Raw genomic sequence first — 18,263 nt, forward strand, 5'->3', positions numbered from 1 at the left:
GCCTCGCAATACGACAGCGCGAATGACTGACTGACCGTAACAAGCAGGGTTGGACTCGTCTGTCAGGGAACGGCGATATGGACGTCCACCTGGACAAGGCGGCGCGTGACGGCGCCAGGCCGATCGAATGTCAGCACCATTCCCTTAAATGATCTGAAGGCAGTGCGCGCGCTCAAAAACGTGCACGCAGACTCATGAAATTGTCCCTGGCACCTTTTCGCCGGCACCTTTTCGGATGAAATTGTCCCTGGCACCTTTTCGCAAGGATTTCGGCATTGTCCCAACAGTTTCCTCGTCTGCTCATGCTTGGTTCCAAATGGTTGGCTTTGCAGAATCGTCGCCAAGCATCGCTTCCGTACTGAGTTCCTTGATCCGAATGGATCAAGGCTCTTCGAGGTCGCCGGCATCGAAAAGGTGTCAGGGCCAATTTTTCGTCATTCCAGCAGACGGCGTGCCCTTCATCAGCGCAGCCTACGCAATTAACCTCCGTAGCCGCGCTACGTCGGCAATAGAAGCACGGTGCGAAGGGCCATCGCACGAGAGTGCGTCGGCATCCAACAACGAACTCGACGGCCAACACCCGACGAGGATGAGCACGAACCGCTTCGATGCAATAAGGGTTCTTGGAGGACATGGAGAAGCGCTTGTCGGCTATCGGGCGCGGCGCAAGCGCATGCCATGATCATCAATGGACCAACAAAGGAATGTAACCATGAAGAAATTCGCGATCATCCTTTCCTTACTTCTTACCGCATGCGCATCGGCTCCGAAGGCGACTCACATCGATATGCCGGGCGCCGACCTATCGACGTCGGTTTCAGTCACGGATCTGCGTCCCGCGAGCGAGAAAGAGAATAAGATCTTCAGCCTTCTTATCAGTAGTGACGGGTACGGCATCTACCGTAAGGGCGACAATACGCTGGATCCACCTATCACTCAGCTATTTCGACGAAGCTCCTATGAGCGGCTTGGGATGAATGATGATGCAAGTTCATCTATCACCATCCATCATTTGGTGGTCTATTTGAACGCTAAATCCCAACTGCGAAGGGGCGCGATGTTTGCGGCACTGGGAGGCCCCATTGGCGCCGCCATTGGCGCAGGAACCAGCAAGCCGATTACCACAGGCATTAGCCAGTCTGTGATTGGCAGGGATGCTTTTGAAAAGTCCCAGGATAATGAGTACGAGCGCGCATTCTTCACAGAAGCAGAAAATCCTCAGCGTGCGTCAGTCTTTGTCATCTATATCGACGCGACCATTCGCGGCAAGCGGGTGTCGGTGAAATCCATGTCGATGGCCAGTGCGCCTGAAGGAAAAAACGCCTACAGCATCGCCGTTCAATCAGCGATTGACTATTACCTGAGTCAATACACGGCGTCGGAACAAACGGAGCAAGCGGGGCGGAGGTAGTTCGCGCGCGATTTTGTAGCCAGTGATGCTACGTTCGTAGCCAACATGGCTACGTTTTCGAGGCGAAGTGGGTCCAACGTCGCCCGGCAGACAAAAAAAGCCCCGCGTTTGCGGGGCTTTCTTGTTCGTCTTGCCTACGCACTAATCGCTCAGGCGAACGGATCGTCCAGCACGATGGTGTCATCACGATCCGCACCGGTAGCAACCAGCGACAGCTTGCAGCCCGACAGCTCCTCCACCGCACGCAGATAAGCGCGAGCCGCAGCGGGCAGCTTGTCCCACTCGCGGATACCGGCAGTGGATTCGTCCCAGCCCGGGAATTCCAGGTAGACCGGCTTGCACTCGTCCCAGCCGTCCGCGTCGAGCGGGGCCAGTTCGCGGCGCTTGCCGCGGTATTCGTAGGCGATGCAGACCTTGATGGACGGCAGGCCGTCGAGCACGTCGAGCTTGGTGATGGCCAGGCCGTTGATGCCGTTGATCTGCACGGCGCGCTTGAGCGCGACGAGGTCGATCCAGCCGCAGCGGCGCGGACGGCCGGTGCTGGCGCCGAACTCGTTGCCGACCTTGCGCAGGCGCTCGCCCATCTCGTCGTTGAGCTCGGTCGGGAACGGACCGCCGCCCACGCGCGTGGCGTACGCCTTGCAGATGCCCAGCACGTAGTCGATGTCGCCCGCGCCCACGCCGGTGCCGGCGAGTGCGCCGCCCACGGTGGTGTTGGACGAGGTCACGTACGGATAGGTGCCGTGGTCGATGTCGAGCAGCGCACCCTGCGCGCCTTCATACAGGATGTGACCGCCTTCCTTGCGCACGTCGTGCAGGATGGCGGCGACGTCGTCGACCATCGGGCGAATGAATTCGCCATAGGCCAGCGCATCGTCCAGCACGGTCTGGAAGTCGACCGGCTCGGCCTTCAGCCACTGGGTGAGGATGAAGTTGTGGTATTCGACGGCGGCCTTGATCTTCTCCGGCAGCTCGTGCGGGTACATCAGGTCGGCCACGCGCACGCTGCGGCGAGCCACCTTGTCTTCGTACGCCGGGCCGATGCCGCGGCCGGTGGTGCCGATGGCGCTCTTGCCGGCGGCGATTTCGCGCGCCTTATCGACGGCGATGTGGTACGGCATGATCAGCGGCGTGGCCGGGCTGATCTTGAGGCGCGAACGCACTTCCACGCCCTGCGCTTCGAGCTCTTCGATTTCCTGCTTGAGCGCCTGCGGCGACAGCACCACGCCATTGCCGATCAGGCACAGCGCGTCGTCGCGCAGGATGCCCGACGGAATCAGATGCAGCACGGTCTTCTTGCCGCCGATGACCAGCGTGTGGCCGGCGTTGTGACCGCCCTGGAAGCGCGCGACGGCGCTGACCTGTTCGGTCAGCAGGTCGACGATCTTGCCCTTGCCTTCGTCGCCCCACTGCGCACCAAGGATGACTACTGACTTGCCCATGATGATGATGCTCTCGTCAATTTGAAGAATGCGGATGGCCAAAGGCCGCGAAACGGATGGAAGCCCTGATTGTTTCGTTCGGCGTCCAGCGCCGTGAACGTCGCCGGGGTGAAGCGTTTGCGCGAACGACGATGAAGCTTCGCTGGAAAAACTCGATGGGTTGAACGGCCCATCGCCGCGTTAATTCAATGCACCCACTGCAGCGCCACCAGGCCGATGCCGATGGCGGCCGCGCCGAACAGCCGCAGCGCGCGGGCTCATGTTGGCTGCCTCGCGCATGGTGGCTTGCCACCCGCGCGGCGCGGCAAACAACACCAGCCCCTCGATCACCAACACCAGGCACAACGCGCCGGCCAGCTCCCTCGACATCGTCCGTTACCACTCAATGCTTGGACGATGCGCCGTCGCTGAAATACTTCAGGAATTCCGAATCGGGCCTCAGCACCAGCACGCCCTTGCCGTCCTTGAACGAGGTACGGTACGCGGCCAGGCTTCGATAGAACGCGAAGAACTCCGGATCCTGCCCATAAGCCTGCGCGTAGATCGCCGCGGCCTGTGCATCGCCCTCGCCCTTCACCTTGGCGGCATCGCGCTCCGCTTCCGCCTTCACCACCTGGGCCTGGCGATCGGCGTCGGCCTTGATGGTTTCGGCGGCCTGCTGGCCGGTGTAGCGCAATTCGTTGGCGAGCTGGGTGCGCTCGGCGCGCATGCGCTTGTACACCGACTCGCTCACTTCGTCCGGCAGGTCGATGCGCTTGATGCGCACGTCGACCACGGCAATGCCGAAGTTCTTGCGGGCTGCCGCGTCGGTCTGCTTGCGCACGCGTTCGGTGACGTCCTTGCGGCCGGCGGAAACCAGCTCCTGCAAGGTGCGGCCGTTGAACTCGAAGCGCAGCGCATCCTTCACGATCGGCGTGAGGCGATTGGCTGCCTGCAGTTCGTCGCCGGCGGTGGCGCGGTAGTAGGCAGCGTTGTCGGCAATGCGCCACTTCACGTAGAAGTCGACGTTGACGCTCTTCTTCTCGGAGGTGAAGTAACGCTCGGGCGGCGCTTCCAGGGTAAGGATGCGGTTGTCGAACGTCATCACCTGCTGGATGAACGGCAACTTCGCGTGCAGGCCAGGCTGGTCGCCGGTGCGCACGATGCGGCCGAATTGCAGCACGAGCGCGGTCTGACCTTCATGCACGACGAACAAGCTGTTGAAGCCGAGCAGCACCACGAGCACGGCGATGATGGCGGAGGCGAACTTCATGGCTGCTTCTCCTTGCCGCCGAGGTTGCTGTCGCTGCCGGCAGCCGATTGCATCACCGAGCCCACGCCCTGGATGTCCTTGCCGGTGGCACGGTCGAGCGGCAGATAGATCATGTTGCGGCCGCCGGAACCATCGAGCACCTTGGGATTGTTCGACATCACGTCTTCGACTGTTTCCAGCCACAGGCGGCGGCGGGTGACGTCCGGCGCGGCCTTGTATTCCTTGAGGATCAGGTTGAAGCGCGAGGCATCGCCGGTGGCCGTGGCCACGCGGGCAGCGGCATAACCCTGGGCCTCGGCGGCGATGCGCGACGCGTCGCCGCGCGCCACCGGCACGACCTGGCTGGCGTAGGCGCGCGCATTGTTTTCGGTGCCCTGCTTGTCTTCGCGAGCGGCGTTGACGTCGTCGAAGGCGTCCTTCACTTCCTGCGGCGGGGCCACGTTCTGGAAGCTCACGTCGGTCACCACCAGGCCGGCGTCGTATTCGTCCAGCGTGGCCTGCAGGATTTCACGGGTCTGCTGCTGCAAGGTGTCGCGCGTCTGCGCCTTGACGGCGGCGGGCACGACAGCCGGCGCGGCCGTGGACGAGGCGGCGGCCACGCTGCTGGCAGGCGCGGGCGCCACGGCGTCGACTTCGCCCTGGCTGGTGAGGATGTTGTCCATCACGTTGGCGCCCACCACCGTGCGCACGGCAGCTTCGGCCGCCTGGCGCAGCGTCTCTTCCGGCGGGCCGCTGAGCGAGAACAGGTATTTGTACGAATCGGACACCTGGTACTGCACGTTGAAGTCGACCGAGATGATGTTCTCGTCGCTGGTCAACATGCGCACCTTGTCGGAGACCGAACGGATCTCGGTGGCGCCGACCTTGGTCACCGTTTCGATCGGACCGGGGAACTTGAGGTGGAAACCCGGCTGCAGGGTGCGCGAGTACTTGCCGAAGCGCAGCACCACGCCGGCCTGGCGCGCATCCACGATGGTGAAGCTGCTCATGGCGATCCACACGATCACGAACGCCAGCAGGATGGTGAAGATGCCGCCGGCACCGCCACCCAGCTTGCCGAAGCGGTTGCGCAGCTGCCTCAGGACGTCGTCCAGCCCCGGCTTGTTGCCCGGCTGGCGATTCTTGTTCCAAGGATCACGTTGCCCATTACCGGGTTCGTTCCAGGCCATGGTCAGTCTCCTTGAGGCCGCTGGGAGGCCGGCTGTATGGGCCGGAAAACGCGTTGCACGGGTTTTGACATAGGGTCGACTGCTTGATGTGGCTGTGTGCCTGGGCACGGATGGCCGCACAAACACCGTCGATTCTACCAGAGCCAGCCGGCGATTCCCTCCCCATGGATGCGTATCCTTGTGGGAGCGCACCCTGTGCGCGACAGGCGCCTCAGGGGCATCTCGACAAATGGTTTCCGCGAGCCGCTCGGGCGCCTGTCGCGCACAGGGTGCGCTCCCACAGGGGCTTGGTTACTCCGGGGCCTGTTTTTAAAAGGCTTCTTCCGGCGTGCCGAGGATCGGTTGCAGCAAGGCCGCCTCGGTGGCGTTGCCCCCGCTGAGCGGCGCGATGACGCTGCGCGGTGCATCGATGTTCAAGCGCCAACCCTCCTCGTCGACTTCCTCGCCGACGATGGCCCCGGCGGCCTTCAGGCGTGCATGCAGGCGCCCTGCCGAATGTGGCAGGCGCAGCTCGGACTGCACGCGCGCGCCGCCAAGCAGCTCGCCCAGGGCCTGCTTGAGCAGGTCCAGGCCCTGCCCGGTCGCGGCCGACAACCATACGGTGGTGGGCTTGCCCTCGGCGTCTCGGTCGATGCGCGGTTCGCTGCCGGCCAGGTCGATCTTGTTCATCACCCGCAGCTGGGGCAGATCGCCGGCGTCGATTTCCTCGAGCACGTTGTCCACCACGCGGGCAAGGCGTTCGCGTTCCTCGTCGGCGGCGTCGCTCACATGCAGCAGCAGATCCGCGTCGCGCGCTTCGGCCAGGGTGCCGCGGAACGCCGCGACCAGGTCATGAGGCAGCTCGCGGATGAAGCCCACCGTGTCGGCCAGCACGGCCGGGCCGCAGGACAGGCCGTCGAGCTTGCGCACGGTCGGGTCCAGCGTGGCGAACAGCAGGTCGGCGGCGAACACCTCGCCTTCGGTCAACACGTTGAACAGGGTCGACTTGCCGGCGTTGGTATAGCCGACCAAGGCCACCCTGGGCACGGTGTTGCGCAGTCTCGCGCGGCGCTGTTGGACGCGCTGGGTCTGCACCTTTTCCAGCCGCTTGGTGAGCATCTTCACCCGCTCGGCGAGCAGGCGACGGTCGGTTTCCAGCTGGGTTTCGCCCGGGCCTCGGTTGCCGATGGCACCGCCGCGCTGGGCGTCCAGATGGGTCCAGCCGCGCACCAGCCGGGTGGCGAGGTGCTTGAGCTGGGCCAGCTCCACTTCGAGTTTGCCTTCGTGCGAACGGGCGCGCTGGGCGAAGATGTCCAGGATCAGGCCGGCGCGGTCGACCACGCGCACGTTGAGCAGCTTTTCGAGGTTGCGCTCCTGCACGGGGGTCAGCAGGTGATCGACCAGAACCAGGTCGGCTTCGAGCGCCCGGGCGGCCTCAGCCACCTCGTCGGCCTTGCCGGTACCTATGTAATAACGCGGGTTGGGCACGTCGATGCGTGCCGGAATGCTGCCGAGGATCTCGGCGCCGGCCGAGTGCACGAGCTCGGCGAATTCTTCGGCGCGCCTAGCCGAATCGCCCTCGCCGCGGGAATGCGGGAGCACGAGGATGGCGCGTTCGCCTTTCTTTTGACGATCAAACACGAGGGCGGGAGGACCTTTATGAAGACGCGGTGCCGTGGACCGTCAAGGGTCCACGGCACGAATCGGAGTGGGAAGTGTATGTGGATACGCTGCCCGCCGGAGGATTCCGGTTTGCAACGCCTACCCTACTCAGATGGGTCGACCGCCCTGCGGAATCAACCTTCCGCTTCGGGCGCACCGCCCGGCGCGTCGCCCGGGCCGTCATGGCCATTGCCCATGCGAACGTTACGGCTGGGCACCACGGTGGAGATGGCGTGCTTGTAGACCATCTGGCTCACCTGGTTGCGCAACAACACCACGAACTGATCGAAAGACTCGATCGTGCCCTGCAGCTTGATGCCATTGACCAGGTAGATGGCGACCGGAACGCGCTCGCGACGCAGCGCATTGAGAAACGGATCTTGCAACGATTGCCCTTTGGACATTTCTTGTTCTCCCCTCGCAACGGACGGACCGGGATAAAAGACGCGTGACGCGCCCCGGTCCAAGGCCGAGGAATATTAACCACTTTTAAATCGTTGATGAAAGAGTAAATGCACGCTTTCATCAGGTGTGAAAAAGACGTTTAGAGAACTGCGCGGCACACTATTGCTCGCCCAAGAACATTCGCACGCCTTCTTCAGCAAGATTCCGCGTCTCAGCACGCTCTGGATCGAGCATCCGGGCGTCGAGCACACCGCGTAGCCAAGTGATCTGGCGTTTGGCGAGCTGGCGTGTGGCGAAGATGCCGCGATCGCGAAATTCCGCCTCGTTCGTTTGGCCGTCCAGATGCTCCCACGCCTGTCGATAGCCCACGGCGCGCATGGCGGGAAGATCGGCATGCAGGTCGCCGCGCGCACGCAAGGCGCGAACTTCATCGAGGAAACCATCCTGCAGCATGCCGTCGAAGCGCCGGGCGATGCGTTCGTGCAATGGAGCGCGATCCGCCGGAACCAGCGCCAGCTTGAGCACGCGCCACGGGAAGCGCTCGCCGGTGCCGCCACGCTGCTGTTCCGACAACGGGCGACCGGTGAGTTCGATCACCTCCAGCGCACGCTGGATGCGCTGCGCATCGTTCGGCCCGATGCGCTCCGCCGCCGCCAGGTCCAGGCGTTGCAGGCGCGCATGCAGCGCGGGCCATCCCTCGGTCGACGCCTGCGCCGTGAAACGCTCGCGCAGGATCGGATCGGCTTCGGGCAGCTGCGAAAGACCTTGCTGCAGCGCGCGGAAATAGAGCCCGGTGCCGCCGACCAGCAGCGGCACGCGGCCCTGTGCCGTGATTTCCTGCATCGCAGCCATCGCATCGCCACGAAAATCCGCCGCCGAGTAAGGCTGGGCGGGATCGCGGATGTCGATCAACCGATGCGGGTAGCGCGCCAGCGTCGGCGCGTCCGGCTTGGCCGCGCCGATATCGAGACCGCGATAGACCAAAGCCGAATCGACGCTCACCAGATCAACCGGGAACTGCTCGCTCAAGGCGCAGGCGAGCGCCGTCTTGCCCGACGCGGTCGGGCCCATCAGGAATACGGCGAGGGGGCGCTGATCGATCGGCATCGGCGCATTCTAGCGGCGAACCGACACAGTACTCACGGTAGGAGCGCACCCTGTGCGCGACAAGCGTCTCCACCGGGCGAGGCCGTCGCGCACAGGGTGCGCTCCCACCGAAGGATCGATTAGGCGTAGAACTCCACCTTGCCGCCGGCGAGGTGGTACATCGAGCCGACGATCTTGATCTTGCCGTCCTTCTCCATGCCGGCAAGCACGTCGCTGCGTCGACGAATATCCTCCACCGTCTGACGCACATTGGTGGCGGCCACCGCATCCACGAAGGCGTCGTTCTTGCTCGTGCGTTCGCCGCTGAACTGGGTGGCGGCGACGGCGGGCTTGATCTTGTCGAGCAGGCCGGTGAGGTTGCCCAGCTTGGCGTTGTCGATGGCGCCCTTGATGGCGCCGCACGCCGTGTGCCCCATCACCAGCACGAGCTTGGAGCCGGCCAGCGCACAGGCGAACTCGAGGCTTCCCAACAGATCGTCGTTGGCGATGTTGCCTGCAATGCGTGCGTTGAAGGTATCGCCGATACCGGCATCCAGGATGATCTCCGCCGGTGCGCGCGAGTCGATGCAACTGAGGATGACCGCGGCGGGATACTGCCCGCCGGCACTGGCCCGCTTCTGTGCCAGATAGTCGTGTCCTTGCATCTTGCCGGCACGGAAGCGCTCGTTGCCCTCCTTGAGCATGGCGATGACCTGATCCGGCGTCATCGCATCACGCTGTTCCTTGCTCAGGGCGGCGGCTTGCGCCAGGCCTGGGAGCAGCCAGGGTACGCCGCCCACCGCGGCAAAGGCGGCGACGCCGATGGCTGACTTCAACAGCGAGCGGCGCGAACCGTCGGTCGCGCTGCCGCAACACGCTTGCTCGTGAGCTTGCATAACGCCCCCAACTCCCCGAAAGAAGTTGCTACTGCACGCCCGGGGCGATGAAACCGGCGTGAACCCTTCCCTCGTCATTCACTGTGGGAGCGCACCCTGTGCGCGACGGCCTCGCCATATGGAGGCGCTTGTCGCGCACAGGGTGCGCCTCCACAGGTTGGGGACTCAGCGAGCCGGCACACCCATCTCCTTCAACAACTGCGGCGCCGTATATACCTTGTCCATCAGCCAACGCATATAACGCAGGTCGACATGGATGGCCCGCTTGTAACGCGGGTCGAACATCCAGCTCGCGCTCACCGCTTCCCAGTTGCTGTCGAAATTGAGTCCCACCAGCTCGCCCTTCGCGTTCAGCACGGGCGAGCCGGAGTTGCCGCCGGTGGTGTCCAGGTTGCTGAGAAAATCGACCGGCATCTGCTGGGTTTTGGCCTCGGCGTAGCCCTCGTAGTCGCCCTTGGCGATGGCATCGAGCAACGGCTTGGGCGCATCGAACGGAACCGCACCGGTGTTCTTCTCGACGATGCCCGCGGTCGTGGTGAGCGGTTCGTAGGTGACGGCATCGCGCGCCTTGAGCGGCGTCACCTTGCCGTAGCTCACGCGCAGCGTGGCATTGGCGTCGGGGTAGACCGCACGGCCCTGCTTCTGGCGATAGGCAATCAGTGCGTCCATGTAGCCGGGGCGTAGCCGCAGCAGATCGCCCTCGCGCGACTTGCGCTCGTCTTCCATGCGCAGCAGCGCCGGCTGCAACTGCGCGGCGACCACCAGCAGCGCGTCATCCGATTTGGCCACCGTGGCGGGATCGGCTTTCAGCCATCCCAGACGCGCGGCCTCGTCACCCAGCTGCGTGGCGCCGTAGACCTGCTCGAGCTTGTGCGACAACGCTTCGGGCGTGCGGCCGAACGCGGCATCGAACTCCGGCACGCGCTGTGTGTCGGGCAGCTTCTGGTAGCGGGTGAGCAAGGCGGTCAACAAACGTCTCTCGACCGCGGGATCGTAGCGACGCTGCACTTGCCGTAGCGTGCCCGCGATCAGTTCTTCGTCACGCAACTGGTAGCCTGCCTCGCGCTGCGCGTCGGGCCGGCCACGTTCGTGCGCCAATCGCTGCAACACGATGGCCGAGCGCAGCAATTGCGTCTGCGTTTGCATCATGCCGAGCAGCAGATCGCGCTCGCGCGTGGCATTGCCGGCGGCGATGAGCTGGCCGACCTGGTCGATCTGCGGACGCAGCGTGCTCGCCTGCGGCTGGGCCGCCAGCCATGCCAGCATGGCGTCCTCGTCCTTGCGGCGAACGGTGACCGCGTCACTGCGCTTGAGTCCATCCAGTTCGCCCTGGAAGCGCTTGATGTTGTTCTTCAGCGACTGCAGCTGCGACGCGTAACGGATGGCCGCTTGCCGGTCGTCACGTCCCGTGTCCTCGATGACGTGTTCCAGCTGCTGCATCACTTCAACCGTGGTGGGCAGGCGCCATTGCACCTGATCGGCGAATTCGGCGGCCGTGCGATGCCGATAGGTGATGCCGGGATAACCGGCCAGCATGACGAAATCCCCTTCCTTCACGCCATCGCGTGCCACCTGCAGATGCGCGGGCGGGTGATAGGGAACGTTGTCCTTGGCATAGTCCGCCGGCTTGCCATCCGGGCCCACGTAGGCGCGCAACAAGGTGAAGTCGCCCGCGTGCCGCGGCCACACGAAGTTGTCCACTTCGTCGCCGTAGTTGCCGATGGCGCGGGGCGGCGCGTAGACCAGGCGCAGGTCGCGCAGCTCGAGCTGCTTCACTAGGTAGAAATCGCGGCCGTAGAACATGTTGACCACGCTGCAGCGCATGCCGGACTCGCGCTCGCACTCGGCCACCGTCGCTTTGCTGATCGCGTCGATGGCATCGAAGTAGGCGCGCCCGGTCTTGCCCCTGGCGGCGGCCAGCACCTTGTCGCTGATCTTGTCGAAGCCGGTGGTCACGCGCAGGCGGAAATCGGGGTTGGCCGGCAGCTCCTCGGCCCGCTCGTGCGAGACGAAACCGTTCTGGATCAGGTCGCGCTGGGCGTTGCTGTTGTACTGGATCACGCCGAAAGCGACATGGTGGTTGGTCAGCACCAGGCCGTCGTCGCTGATGAACGAACCGGTGGCCCCGCCCACCTTCACCACCGCATTGAGCGGCGCCTTGGTCAGGTCGGCCAGCTCGGCCGGGTTGCCCTGGAACCCCGCCTCGCGCAGCGGCTTGGCGATGGACGGCAGCTGCGAGGGCATCCACATGCCTTCGTCAGCGTGGGTTGGAATGGCGATGGCTAGCCCCAATGCTGCCGCCAGCAGCGTGAATGTCGGTCGTTTCATGCCTGTCCTAGAGCCGGGTGGCGCAAAAAATTGCGACCATAGCCCTGCCCGCCCCTCGGGGCAACGCTGCACTGCACGAAGCGGCGCCCGTGCCCCGCCTTCTATAATGTCAGTTTTCCCGCCCTTCCCCCACGGAAACCCCATGCCTCAGATGATGAAAGCCCTGGTCAAGCGCAAGCCCGAGCAGGGCATCTGGATGGAAGAAGTGCCTGTTCCCGAGGTCGGCCCCAACGAGGTGCTGATCAAGCTGGAAAAGACCGCGATCTGCGGCACCGACCTGCACATCTACAAGTGGGACGAGTGGTCCCAGCGCACCATCAAGCCCGGCCTGACCATCGGCCACGAGTTCGTGGGCCGCGTGGTGGAGATCGGCCCGGGCGTCACCGGCTACAAGATCGGCGACCGGGTGTCGGCCGAGGGCCATATCGTCTGCGGCCACTGCCGCAACTGCCGTGCCGGCCGCCAGCACCTGTGCCCGAACACCGTGGGCATCGGCGTGAACCGCAACGGCGCGTTCGCCGAATACATGACCATGCCGGCCTCGAACCTGTGGCCGATCCCGGACCAGATCCCGTCCGAGCTGGCCGCCTTCTTCGACCCGTACGGCAACGCCGCGCACTGCGCGCTGGAATTCGACCTGATCGGCGAAGACGTGCTGATCACCGGCGCCGGCCCGATCGGCATCATCGCCGCGGGCATCGCCAAGCATGTGGGCGCCCGCAACGTGGTGGTCACCGACGTCAACGACTACCGCCTGAAGCTGGCGGCGGACATGGGCGCCACGCGCGTGGTGAACGTGGCCAACCAGTCGCTGAAGGACGTGATGAAAGACCTGCACATGGAAGGCTTCGACGTGGGCCTGGAGATGAGCGGCAACCCGCGCGCCTTCAACGACATGCTCGATTGCATGTACCACGGCGGCAAGATCGCGCTGCTCGGCATCCTGCCCAAGGGCGCCGGCATCGACTGGGACAAGGTGATCTTCAAGGGCCTCACCATGCAGGGCATCTACGGCCGCCGCATGTACGAGACCTGGTACAAGATGACCCAGATGGTGCTCACCGGCTTTCCGCTACAGAAAGTTCTCACCCACCAGATTCATATCGACGATTTCCAGAAGGGCTTCGACCTGATGGATGCCGGCAAGTGCGGCAAGGTCGTCTGCTCCTGGTCTTGAGCATCCACGAAACCGTCACATAAATGCACTTGGCCGCCGCTTTTTGGGCGGCCAAGTCGTTCTGCGATAACAGTCGGCCTAGTACACTCGCGGCAAGGCGGCCGACTAATCGCTGGGATTGTGAAGGTACCCGGCCCAAGGGCTGAGTACGGTCGGCGCGCGATGGCATGGGAGCATCGTCCGCATGGCTGATCTGTTCAGCAATCGTCATCTGGCCGCAGGACGCGACCGCGCCATGGCCGTCTACAAATCGCATCGCACGCGCAAGATCGCCCTGATCGTTGCGATCGTGCTGATCGTGTTCGGCATCCTCGGCTTCCTCGCCGCACCATCGATCATCCGCAGCCAGATCGAGAAGCGCGCCACCGCCGCGCTGCAACGTCCCGTCACGCTGGATGCGGTGCATCTCAACCCGTATACGTTGCGCCTGGAGCTGGATCAGTTGCATATCGCCGACCGCGATGGCAAGTCGGCTTTCGTCGATGTGGACCAGGCGGTCATCAATGCCTCGTGGGCTTCGCTGTTCCGCATGGCGCCCGTGCTCGATCAGCTCATCGTGCAGCATCCGCGCATCCGCATCGTGCGCACGGGCGACCAGCGCTTCAACTTCAGCGACATCATCGATCGCTTCAACGCCACGCCGTCCGATCCGAAGGCTTCGCCGGCACGCTTTGCGCTGTCCAACATCAGCGTGCACAACGGCGACATCCAGTTCGCCGACGAGGCGATGAAGGCCGATCACCACGTCGAGCAGCTGGAGCTGGGCATTCCGTTCATCGCCAACCTGCCCAGCGATACCGATGTGTTCGTGCAGCCGCTGCTGTCGATGAACGTGGACGGCAGCCCGCTGCGTGTCGAAGGCCACACCAAGCCGTTCGCCGACAGCCGCGATTCCACCATCAATTTCCGCCTGGATCGCCTCGATCTGGCGCGCTACATCGGCTATGCGCCCACCACGCTGCCGGTGACGATACCCAAGGGCCTGCTCAGCGGCGATCTGGTGCTGCATTTCCTGCAGGCCAAGGCGGCATCGCAATTGCAACTCACCGGCAAGCTGCAGATCGACGATTTCGCGCTCAATACCCGCAGCGGCCAGGCGATCCTGAGTCTTGGCAAGGGCACCGCCGACCTCACCGACGTGCAGCCGCTGCAATCGCGTTATGTGCTGGGTGCACTCAGCTTCGACCGTGCGCAGCTCTATTACACCGCCGGTGCCGACGGCCACAGCAATTTCGACGCGCTCACCTCGACGCCCACCCAGGCGGATGCCGACAAGAAGGCCGAGCCCACCGACCTGCGCATCGCCTCGATGGCGCTCACCAACAGCGCCATCCATTACACCGACGCTGCAGGCAGCAAGATCGACCTGGGCAATCTGCGCGGCAACATGCAGGGGCTGAGCCTGCAGGCAGCGCCGGTGGCGAAGCTCGATGTGACCGCGCAGTTCTTTGGCGGCGACATCGGCATGAAGGGCACGGTGGATCTGGCCAAGAACAAGCTGGCCGCCGCCTTGACACTCAAGCAGGTGGACATGGCGCCGCTGCAGGCTGCCACGTACCAGGGCATCAACGCGCGGCTGACCAAGGGCAAGCTCGATGCCACCGGCCAGCTTCAGGTGGACTGGGGCAAGCCGTTCAACATCCATCTGGCCGATGCGCATGCCACGGCCACCGACTTTGCGATGGAGCCGCAATTCAAGGGACAAGGCTCGCCCGTTTCCTGGGCCACCCTGGAAGCGGAAATCATCCAGGTCGACCTGGCCACACAACAGGCGCAACTGGGCACGGTGAAGGCCACCGGCCTCAGCCTGGACGTACAGCGCAACAGCAAGAAGTACATCAGCCTGGTGGATCTGTTCGCCGCCAAGGATGCGCCGAAGAAGCCAGTCGCCGCCAGCGGACCGCCGTGGCATTGGAGCGTGGCCCACCTCGCCTTCGACAATGCCGCCGTCGCGTTCACCGATCTGGCTGCTGGCGACAAGCCGGTGAAGATCAAGATCGACACGCTCAGCGGCAGCATGGACAACCTGAGCGACAAGCTCAACGAACCGCGCGAGATGAAGTTGTCGGGCACGATGGGCCGAGGCAGCTTCACCGCCAACGGCAAGCTGCAACCGCTGCCCACGCTGGCCGATCTGCAGATCGACACCAAGCGGTTCGACATCACCAACTTCCAGCCGTACATCAGCGTGCCGTTGAACGTGGTCATTTCCAGCGCCCGCGTCACCAGCAACGGCAAGCTGCATTACGACGGACGCAGCGCGGAACCGAAACTCACCTACAAGGGCAACGCGGCGCTGGAACAGGTCCGCATCCAGGACAAACTGACCGGCGACGATTTCCTGCGTTGGCGCACGCTCAGCGGATCGAATCTCGATGTCGCCTATGGCTCGGGTGCGCCGCGCATGCACGTGGCCGGACTGGTGCTGAGTTCCTTCTACGCCCGCATGATCGTCAACGCCAACGGCACCTTGAATCTGTCCGAAGTGGTGACCAACCCGGCAGCGGCGCCCGTATCGGTGACGCGTGGAGAGAATGAGCAGCCGTCCGGCGCGGCGGTACCGCCACCGGCCCCAGCTGCATCCGCACCGGCTCCCGCAGTCGCTGCCGCGCCAACCAAGGACACCAAGGGCACCACCACCACGGCCATCGTTCCCGCAACGACGGCGCCGGCAGCCCCTCCAGCCGACATTCGCATTGGCGGCATCACCCTGGTCAACGGCCAGATCAACTACACCGACAACTTCATCAAGCCGAACTACACGGCCAACCTGACCAAGGTGACCGGCAAGATCGGCACCATCGCCACCACGCCCGGCGATCCGCCGGCGGAGCTGTCGGTGCAGGCGGCACTGAACGACAACTCGCCGGTGGATATCGACGGCACCGTCAATCCGTTGCAACCGGTGGCCTTCCTCGACATCAAGGGCAAGGCCAACGAGGTGGAATTGACGGGCCTGAGCGCCTACTCCACCAAGTACACGGGTTATCCCATCACGGCAGGCAAGCTGACGATGGACGTCCATTACACGCTGGACCAGCGCAAGCTCGATGCCGACAACCATATCTTCATCACCCAGCTGACCTTCGGCGATCGCGACGAAAGCCCCGGCATCAAGCACATGCCGGTCAAGCTCGCGGTGGCGTTGCTGAAGGACACGCAGGGCAACATCGATGTGAACGTGCCGGTCTCCGGTTCGCTGGACGATCCGCAATTCAGCATGGGCGGCCTGATCTGGCGCGCCATCGGCAACCTGATCGCGAAGGCCGCCACGGCACCGTTCCGCCTGCTCGGCGCAGCCTTCGGCGGCGGCAACCACGAAGACCTCGGTTACGTGGAGTTCGATGCAGGCTCCGCCGTGCTCGACAAGAATGCGCAGGAACGCCTCGGCAAGATCGTGGCCATGCTCAACCAGAAGAACACCTTGAACCTGGACCTGATCGGCCGCATCGACCCGTCCAAGGATCAGGACGGCCTGCGCAAGGTGACGGTGGAGAACATGGTTCGCCGTGCGAAGGCGCTGGACACCGAGGGCAAGAGTGCCGATACGTCGGACGCCGCGCTCGCTTCGGTCAACGTGACGCCCGACGAGTACGAGAAGTACCTCAAGCGTGCCTATAAGGACGATGACTTCAAGGGCAAACCCAAGAACATCATCGGCCTGAAGAAATCGCTGGAGCCGGACGAGATGCGCAGCCTGATGGAGACCAACATCGCCGTCGACGACGCCGCCATGCGCGACCTCGCGCAGCGTCGCGCCAGCGCGGTGCAGGCGTGGCTGAAGGGCAAGATCGACGACAAGCGGGTATCGATCAAGGATCCCAAGCTCGATACGAAGGACATCGACGACAAGGGCAAGACGACGCGGGTGGAGTTTGGGTTGCATCAGGCGTGAGGAGCGCCAGCCGGCCTCAAGCCTTCAGGCCGTCATTCCGGCGCAGGCCGGAATCCAGTGACGTCGCGGCTGGATCCTCGCGTTGACGCAAACATTCCGCGGGTACTGCCGCTAACACCGGACATTGACGCTACTGGATTCCAGCCTGCGCCGGAATGACGGCAAAAAAAGCGTGGCTTGCGGCCAGTCACCCGGGGTTCCTTCCCAGCCCGCCCCCAAGGGGTCAAAATAGCCTTTTGACCCCGCTTGGAATTCCCCCATGAGCTACCCCGGCCAGTCTCGCTACGCCAGCGAACTCGAATCGATCCGTGAGCAGGGCCTGTTCAAGGCCGAGCGCATCATTGTCTCCCCGCAGTCGGCGAAGATCCGCCTCGACAGCGGCAAGGACGTGCTCAACTTCTGCGCCAACAATTACCTTGGCCTCGCCGATCATCCCGAGGTGATCCAGGCGGCGAAGGATGCGCTGGACACGCACGGCTTTGGCATGGCCTCGGTGCGTTTCATCTGCGGCACGCAGGATCTGCACAAGCAGTTGGAAAAGAAGATCGCTGAGTTCTTCGGCAAGGAGGACACCATCCTCTACGCCGCCTGCTTCGATGCCAACGGCGGTCTGTTCGAGCCGCTGCTGGGTGAAGAAGACGCCGTCATCTCCGACGCACTCAACCACGCCTCCATCATCGATGGCATCCGCCTGTGCAAGGCCAAGCGCTTCCGCTACGCCAACTGCGACATGGCCGACCTGGAAAAACAGCTTCAGGCTGCCGACGCTGCCGGTGCGCGCACCAAGCTGATCACCACCGATGGTGCGTTCTCGATGGACGGCTTCATCGCACCGCTGGACCAGATCACCGCGCTGGCCAAGAAGTACAACGCACTGGTGCACATCGACGAATGCCATTGCACCGGCTTCCTTGGGGACACCGGCCGCGGCTCGGCCGAGGTCAATGGCGTGCTCGACAAGATCGACATCATCACCGGCACGCTGGGCAAGGCGCTCGGTGGCGCGCTGGGCGGCTTCACCACCGGCCCGCGCGAAGTGATCGAGATGTTGCGCCAGCGCTCGCGTCCTTATCTGTTCTCCAACTCGCTGCCGCCGCACGTGGTGGCCGCCGGCACCAAGGTGTTCGAGATGCTGGCCGCCGCGGGCGATCTGCGCGACCAGGTGAAGGAGAACACGCGCTACTTCCGCGAAGAGATGACCAAGGCGGGTTTCGACATCAAGCCGGGCGTGCATCCGATCGTGCCGGTGATGATCTACGACGCGAAGAAGGCGCAGGCCATGGCAACGGAGTTGCTCGACGAGGGCATCTACGTCACCGGTTTCTTCTACCCGGTGGTGCCGCAAGGCCAGGCGCGCATCCGCACGCAGATGAGTGCAGCGCATACGCGCGAGCATCTGGATCAGGCGATTGCGGCGTTTACCAAGGTGGGCAAGAAGCTGGGCGTTATTTAAGCCCGCTCGGAGCTGCGCCTCTCCGGTCCGGAGAGGCGCGGTCTCCGGCTTCCTGTGGGAGCGCACCCTGTGCGCGACTGCAACGTGCAGCATGGTCGGCTAGGTGGG

The 18,263-nt window shown here is 63.9% G+C and carries 13 protein-coding genes and 1 pseudogene; 4 read left to right on the forward strand and 10 right to left on the reverse strand.

Features of this window, described 5'->3' with window-relative positions:
- Positions 1-271: 271 nt before the first annotated feature.
- Positions 272-382: pseudogene (locus ACN9MB_RS14165) on the reverse strand (DDE-type integrase/transposase/recombinase); the annotation flags it as partial.
- A 330-nt stretch (positions 383-712) separates the two neighbouring features.
- Between ACN9MB_RS14165 and ACN9MB_RS14170 the strand changes: the two are divergent.
- The gene (locus ACN9MB_RS14170; protein WP_426269339.1) at positions 713-1,411 is read left to right on the forward strand and encodes a hypothetical protein; all 699 of its coding nucleotides are present in this window, start codon (positions 713-715) and stop codon (positions 1,409-1,411) included.
- Between the two features lie 149 nt (positions 1,412-1,560).
- Here ACN9MB_RS14170 and ACN9MB_RS14175 read toward each other — a convergent pair whose 3' ends face one another.
- The 9 genes from ACN9MB_RS14175 to ACN9MB_RS14215 form a co-directional block, all read right to left on the reverse strand.
- A complete protein-coding gene (locus ACN9MB_RS14175) occupies positions 1,561-2,853 on the reverse strand; it encodes an adenylosuccinate synthase (protein WP_426269340.1) in 1,293 nt (430 codons plus the stop codon).
- Between the two features lie 180 nt (positions 2,854-3,033).
- The gene (locus tag ACN9MB_RS14180; RefSeq protein ID WP_426269341.1) at positions 3,034-3,222 is read right to left on the reverse strand and encodes a DUF2065 domain-containing protein; all 189 of its coding nucleotides are present in this window, start codon (positions 3,220-3,222) and stop codon (positions 3,034-3,036) included.
- Between the two features lie 13 nt (positions 3,223-3,235).
- Positions 3,236-4,105: a protease modulator HflC gene (hflC, locus tag ACN9MB_RS14185; protein ID WP_204634474.1), complete on the reverse strand. Its 870-nt coding sequence runs from the start codon at positions 4,103-4,105 to the stop codon at positions 3,236-3,238.
- Entirely contained in the window at positions 4,102-5,274 is a 1,173-nt protein-coding gene (gene hflK / locus ACN9MB_RS14190; RefSeq protein ID WP_204634473.1) for an FtsH protease activity modulator HflK, read from the reverse strand. The genes hflC and hflK overlap by 4 nt, the downstream gene beginning before the upstream one ends.
- A gap of 309 nt (positions 5,275-5,583) precedes the next feature.
- On the reverse strand, positions 5,584-6,894 hold the full coding sequence (gene hflX, locus ACN9MB_RS14195; RefSeq protein ID WP_204634472.1) for a ribosome rescue GTPase HflX: 1,311 nt from the start codon (positions 6,892-6,894) through the stop codon (positions 5,584-5,586).
- A 155-nt stretch (positions 6,895-7,049) separates the two neighbouring features.
- Positions 7,050-7,319 (reverse strand): RNA chaperone Hfq, encoded by a 270-nt coding sequence (gene hfq / locus ACN9MB_RS14200; RefSeq protein ID WP_204634471.1) that lies wholly within the window; start codon positions 7,317-7,319, stop codon positions 7,050-7,052.
- Between the two features lie 160 nt (positions 7,320-7,479).
- Entirely contained in the window at positions 7,480-8,427 is a 948-nt protein-coding gene (gene miaA, locus ACN9MB_RS14205; protein WP_426269342.1) for a tRNA (adenosine(37)-N6)-dimethylallyltransferase MiaA, read from the reverse strand.
- 119 nt (positions 8,428-8,546) lie between these two features.
- Entirely contained in the window at positions 8,547-9,302 is a 756-nt protein-coding gene (locus ACN9MB_RS14210) for a carbonic anhydrase family protein (protein WP_204634469.1), read from the reverse strand.
- Positions 9,303-9,467: 165 nt separating this feature from the next.
- On the reverse strand, positions 9,468-11,630 hold the full coding sequence (locus ACN9MB_RS14215) for a S46 family peptidase (RefSeq protein ID WP_426269343.1): 2,163 nt from the start codon (positions 11,628-11,630) through the stop codon (positions 9,468-9,470).
- Positions 11,631-11,772: 142 nt separating this feature from the next.
- Here ACN9MB_RS14215 and tdh point away from each other — a divergent pair, with 142 nt between their 5' ends.
- The 3 genes from tdh to kbl all read left to right on the forward strand — a co-directional run bounded on the left by tdh (position 11,773) and on the right by kbl (position 18,155).
- On the forward strand, positions 11,773-12,807 hold the full coding sequence (gene tdh, locus ACN9MB_RS14220) for an L-threonine 3-dehydrogenase (RefSeq protein WP_426269344.1): 1,035 nt from the start codon (positions 11,773-11,775) through the stop codon (positions 12,805-12,807).
- 184 nt (positions 12,808-12,991) lie between these two features.
- Positions 12,992-16,702, forward strand: a complete 3,711-nt coding sequence (locus tag ACN9MB_RS14225) for a DUF748 domain-containing protein (protein ID WP_426269345.1) — start codon at positions 12,992-12,994, stop codon at positions 16,700-16,702.
- 259 nt (positions 16,703-16,961) lie between these two features.
- Entirely contained in the window at positions 16,962-18,155 is a 1,194-nt protein-coding gene (kbl, locus tag ACN9MB_RS14230; RefSeq protein WP_204634465.1) for a glycine C-acetyltransferase, read from the forward strand.
- The last annotated feature ends 108 nt before the right edge of the window (positions 18,156-18,263 follow it).

Source organism: Dyella kyungheensis, assembly GCF_049913195.1.
GTDB lineage: Bacteria > Pseudomonadota > Gammaproteobacteria > Xanthomonadales > Rhodanobacteraceae > Dyella > Dyella kyungheensis.